This window comes from Chryseobacterium sp. 2TAF14 (genome assembly GCF_052115105.1).
Classification (GTDB): Bacteria; Bacteroidota; Bacteroidia; order Flavobacteriales; family Weeksellaceae; genus Chryseobacterium.
The window spans coordinates 1-1,152 of sequence record NZ_JBFRGA010000331.1 but is presented as its reverse complement, the minus strand read 5'-3'; the positions used below and the strand labels follow the sequence as shown (position 1 = coordinate 1,152).

Annotated in this window: 2 protein-coding genes; both read right to left on the bottom strand. The window is 25.3% G+C overall.

Translation table 11 applies throughout. From position 1 onward, the window contains the following. A partial coding sequence (locus tag AB4Y90_RS18010) for a hypothetical protein (RefSeq protein WP_441558934.1) occupies positions 1-359 on the bottom strand: 359 nt, incomplete at its 3' end. Beyond that, positions 356-574 carry a hypothetical protein gene (locus AB4Y90_RS18005; RefSeq protein WP_441558933.1) on the bottom strand — a complete coding sequence of 73 codons (219 nt, stop codon included), beginning with the start codon at positions 572-574 and terminating at the stop codon, positions 356-358. The genes AB4Y90_RS18010 and AB4Y90_RS18005, both read right to left, overlap by 4 nt. Positions 575-1,152: the final 578 nt, after the last annotated feature.

Sequence of the window (1,152 nt, the reverse complement as noted above, 5' to 3'; positions counted from 1 at the left end):
ACATGTATACTGTCCATTACTTTTATATATGCTATTTTTTCAGTTGTGGAAAAATTATTCCAGTCTAAATCTTTGTTTTTTCCTGATACACTTGCTAGAAATTGGAATTTGACAACATATACATTGTTTACACTATCCACTTTTGTTGCAACAAATGCCCAACTATTAGCCTTAGAAAAAAATTTAAGTTGTCCATCTCCACCATAATAAAATGCCGGCTTTTCTGAAGAACATTCTTTTTGCCAGTTAAATCCCAAAGGGAAGTTAGTCTTGTTATTAATCTGTACCGAGTCATTATTACTCTGTCCCTTACAATTAATAAAAAAAGTAATTATTAATATCCAAAAAGTAAATTTCATACTAATAAATTTAAATAAACTAATAATTGACTTTTGTTTTTCCATTTTATCCAATATTTTTTATTTTTTGTAGTATTTTCTATATTTAACCACTCACCTTTTATTTCTAGTATTTCCACTTCATCATCAGACTTCCAATTTTTAACGTTTAGACCTTTTCCATTGATAGAATTTAGTAATGGATTATTTTTTAAATTTTTACTCTCAACGTTCACCACCTGCTCTTTTAAAAAATTTTCCCAATTATAAAAAACAACATCCTGAGATGGTTTTTAGATAAGCATATTCATTTTTTGAAATAACAATTTTATAAAAGTTATTTTTTCTTTCCGCACATACAAAAAATAATATATTATAATCTGGTTTACTTAATATCGGTATGAAGTTAATCCCGATTTTAGGTTTTTTTATTTTAATCTTCTGAATATAGATTAATATTTTCATTTGGATTAATTACTTGAATTAATCCTATTCCTAAGTTTTGAATTATTTCATCATGTTGGTATCCTAACGATACTACAACTTTCCTTTGGCAACTAAAAATATTAAATACAAATATTAATATTACTGATACTTTAATTATAACTGATTTTCTCATTTTAAAATCGCCAAAATCTGTCTGTAAATTTACTTATTCTCATTTCCTAAAATTAGTCGTTTTTTTAATTTAATTCTAGGGTCATAAATTGTCTAAATTTTAGGGGGACTTACAGTTCATAAAAATAGCTTTACTATTCACATTTTTTTAGAATTATAGGATTTTCATTACTTATAAAGGATTCAGTATATTGCC